This is a genomic window from Campylobacter showae CC57C, assembly GCF_000344295.2.
Taxonomy (GTDB): Bacteria; Campylobacterota; Campylobacteria; order Campylobacterales; family Campylobacteraceae; genus Campylobacter_A; species Campylobacter_A showae_B.
In genome coordinates this window covers 1-3,253 of sequence record NZ_AOTD01000148.1, presented here as the reverse complement: position 1 = coordinate 3,253, position 3,253 = coordinate 1, and the positions used below count along the sequence as shown (strand labels likewise).

The window sequence follows — 3,253 nt, the reverse complement described above, 5'->3', positions numbered from 1 at the left end:
AAGCCGACCGAGTTTCCAACGACGTATAAAGAAAAAAGACAAGCCGCCCTAAGCTACTGAAGTCTAGCGACGATGTTTCTTACGACCTCCGCCATCATCTCCACCGACGCTATCTCGCAATGCTCATTTACCGAGTGAGGCGAGTGGATGTTAGGTCCTATGGAGCAGGCTTGCAGCTCGGGCTGTTTTGCGACCAGTACGCCGCACTCAAGGCCAGCATGCACGGCGGCAAATTTCGCCTGCGGCTTTTGTTTTTGCAGTTCCTCAAGTACGAGATGCGCGAAGTCGCTGATGCACGGCGCCCAGTTCGCCGAGCGGTCGGTTACCCTGACCTCAAAGCCCAGCGCGCTAGCTAGTGTGCTAGTCTCAAAGCCCAGATTTTCAAGCCCCTCTCGCTTCATCGCGCGTCCGAAAAAGTCAAACTCAATCACGCCCTCTTTTTGCTTAACGGTCGAGAGATTTATGCTTTCGTTTACCATGCCAAGCTGCGTGTCGTAGCTGCGCACGCCCTGGGCAAAGGAGTTAATTAGCGCCAAAATTTTACCGCTATTTACCAGCACGTCCGCTTCGCCCTCGCCCAGGCTCTTTACCCACGCCAGGCCGCGCTGTTTTGGTTCATGCGCACATAGCGCCTTACACACGGCATTTGCGGGGATCGAGTTGCTCCTCTCGCCAAAGTCCAGGCTAATGAGCTCGCAACCCTCCTCGGCAAGGAATTTCGCTAGCATCTTCGTTGCGTTTGGGATATTTTTGTGTATTTCATTGCCAGAGTGTCCGCCGCTAAGCCCCGTGACGCCGATCTCGTAAATTTTACCGCTCTTTTTGACGCTCTGCGCACCGATTTTTGCGCTTACGTTTATGCCGCCCGCACACCCCAGCGTCACGCGGTCGTCCTCTTCGCTGTCTAAATTTAGCAAATTTGGCGATAAAATTTTACCTTTAAAGGCGTTTGCCCCCACGAGCCCGACCTCTTCGTCGTTGGTAAATAGGCACTCTAGGTTCGCAAACTCCCGCATCGCGCCCATCATCATCGCCACGCCGATGCCATCATCAGCACCTAGAGTCGAGTTTTTGGCTCTTAATATGCCATCCTCTTCGATGAGCTCCAAATGCGGCGCCGCGCCCACGCAGACCATGTCGTAGTGGCTTTGCAGGCAGATTTTAGGCTCGCCCTTCACGGCGTGGATGTTGCCCGCCTCGTCGACGTTTACGCTAAAGCCCTGAGAGCGCGCAAAATCAGCCAAAAACTCCCTCATCTGCTCCGTCTCGCAGCTACAGTGAGGAATTTCGCACAGCCTCTTAAAATCATTCATAACCTCGTTTTTTTGCATGTTTGCTCCTTAAATTTACTTAACTATCTCGCCCATGTAGCCCGTCGTCGCCACCGCATCTAGCAGCTGTTTCTCGCTCACGCCGTCTTTCGTCTCGACGCGGGCGGTTTTGTCATGCAGGCTAGCTTTGGCGCTGATGACGCCGTCGACGTTCAGTAGGGCTTTTCGCACCATCGCCGTACACAGCGGGCAGTGCATCCCCTCGACTTTGATAACAAAATTTTGATTTGCAAACGCCATGCTTGCAAGCAGTAAAATAGATAGAATTTTATTCATAAATTTTTCCTAAAACTTCGGGGTATGATAGCAGAATAATCACAAAAACAGCTAAAAAAACGTAGATGAAGATCCACTTTTTGCGGCGATTTGCGAGGTCGCAGGATTTTGGCTTTTTGAAAAAATAAAACGCACTCACCGCAAAACAGATCGCGGCAAGTACTGTAAAATAGGGCCTTAGCTCGGTTAAGCTCTCGATAGCTTCCGAGCTAAGCAGGCTAAATGAAGCGCCGAAAAGTAAAAACAAAAGCGCGGGCAGGCAGCAAAGAGTCGCCGCCAGCGCGCTTATTACCGACGCCAGAGCTAGCCAAAAGCCCTTCATTTGAGCTCTTGCGACTTGTAGTCGTAGCTAAAATCTTTTGGCGAATAGTAATTTAGCACGTTGTCGTCCACTTCGCCGTAAGGATAGCCGAAGTTATTTAGCGGAAATTCCGCGGGCTTCGGCGACAGAACGAAGTCGCGCGCGTCGTTAAAGCCGATCCAGCACATCTCCCAGTTGCCAAATAAAAACTCACGCACTTTAGCAAGCTTGCTGTCGTCGTTGTTTAGCTTCTCGCCTAGGCGCACCTTTGCGACGTCCGCAGGATCGACCGGGATCCAGCCATGTCCTTTTAGATAAAATTCCGCTCTGCAGTGCTGACCGCCAGAGATCGCTGCGAGGCCCTTTTCATCGGCCTTTCCCATCTCGTTTGAAAATCTGCTCTGCCCTACTCTGATACCAAAAATCTCGCGCGCAGGGATGCCTACGGCTCTGCAAAGCCCCACAAACACGGAGTTTATGTCGGTGCATTTGCCCACTAGCTTGCCGCTTTCAAGTATCGCTTTTACGTCGCCCGTGCCGCAGCCCAGGATGCTGTTGTCGCGCTGCATGGTGTTTGCCACCCACGTGTAGATCGCCTTGGCGCGCTCCAGATCGCCTTTGATTCCCTTAGTGATCTCCCCTGCTTTTTGCTTTACGATGCCGTCATTTGGGATGTGCTGAGTAGGTTTTAGATAAAATTCCGTCTCAGGGCTTAGCTTTTCGTTCGGGTTAAATTTAACCTTGCTAAAGTCGGTGTTTCGCTCGAAGGTCTCGACTCTAAATTTAACGCTAAGCGTCGGCTTTGCCAACTCGGCGTAATCCACGTAAAGCGTCGGGATTGCGCCATAATTCACCGATGGATTAGCGAAATTGCCGTCAAATTTGATGTCGCTCACGCTCTGATACTCTCTAACAAACGGCAGCGGTATCCACAGCCTGGTTTTCTTGCCCACCTCTAAAATTTCGTGATTTAAAGTTAGGTCAAAAACTCTCTTGTTGCCCATAGCCTTGCCCTCGCCCAAAACGGTGCTCGGAGTTGCCATAACGGCGCCTAAAATCGCAGTGTTTCTTAAAAAATCGCGTCTTTGCATGAAATGCCTTGTATAAATAATAGTTGCCCCGCAACTCTTGGGCGGTATTTTACTAAGAAAGGCTAAATTTGGCTTTAAATAGCGGTATTTTCGCGAGTCGTTTGGGCGTGGTCAAATTTGGATAATTTTTTAAATTTTACCGACCGAGACCTGCACCGCGAAAGTGCTAAATTTGGCGTTGTAAATTAAGTTCTTTGAGTAAAAAAAAAGGGGGGGGCGGGGGTTTGAATTACGCTCTGCTTTGCAGTTGCGAG

4 protein-coding genes are annotated in these 3,253 nt (G+C 50.5%); all 4 read right to left on the bottom strand.

Features of this window, described 5'->3' with window-relative positions; translation table 11 throughout:
* Positions 1-53: 53 nt before the first annotated feature.
* From H740_RS05660 to H740_RS05645, 4 genes are read right to left on the bottom strand one after another with little or no spacing between them, the layout of a single operon-like run.
* Positions 54-1,331, bottom strand: a complete 1,278-nt coding sequence (locus H740_RS05660; protein WP_002952290.1) for a M20/M25/M40 family metallo-hydrolase — start codon at positions 1,329-1,331, stop codon at positions 54-56.
* Positions 1,332-1,346: 15 nt separating this feature from the next.
* A complete protein-coding gene (locus tag H740_RS05655; protein WP_002952288.1) occupies positions 1,347-1,607 on the bottom strand; it encodes a heavy-metal-associated domain-containing protein in 261 nt (86 codons plus the stop codon).
* Positions 1,600-1,929 (bottom strand): aryl sulfotransferase, encoded by a 330-nt coding sequence (locus tag H740_RS05650; protein WP_002952286.1) that lies wholly within the window; start codon positions 1,927-1,929, stop codon positions 1,600-1,602. The genes H740_RS05655 and H740_RS05650 overlap by 8 nt, the downstream gene beginning before the upstream one ends.
* On the bottom strand, positions 1,926-2,999 hold the full coding sequence (locus H740_RS05645; RefSeq protein ID WP_002952284.1) for a transglutaminase-like domain-containing protein: 1,074 nt from the start codon (positions 2,997-2,999) through the stop codon (positions 1,926-1,928). Before H740_RS05645 ends, H740_RS05650 begins: the two co-directional genes overlap by 4 nt.
* Between the last annotated feature and the right edge of the window lie 254 nt (positions 3,000-3,253).